At 73.0% G+C, this 252-nt stretch carries 1 protein-coding gene; it reads right to left on the reverse strand.

The window, feature by feature from the left end:
- Nucleotides 1-252 (reverse strand): 1-acyl-sn-glycerol-3-phosphate acyltransferase (locus SB751_RS33270; protein WP_410749402.1); only part of this gene is annotated, 252 nt, incomplete at both ends.

Raw genomic sequence — 252 nt, forward strand, 5'->3', positions numbered from 1 at the left:
TCGCCCGTCGCGCTGCGCGTACCTTCCGGAAAGATGATGATCGACCAGCCCGCGGCCAGCGCGTCGCGCACGGCCTGCAGCGGATCTTCGCCCGCCGCGCCCTGGCGCGTCACGTAGACCACGCCGAGCACGCGATTGGCGATGAAACGGCGCGTGGGCGTGGCGTCCCAGTAGTCGCGCGCGGCGGCCGGACGCACGCTCGCACGCAGGTCCGGCGGCAGCGCGGCGAGAATCGCGAGCGTATCGACGTGG

It is taken from the genome of Cupriavidus sp. SIMBA_020 (assembly GCF_046535395.1).
Taxonomy (GTDB): Bacteria; Pseudomonadota; Gammaproteobacteria; order Burkholderiales; family Burkholderiaceae; genus Cupriavidus; species Cupriavidus campinensis.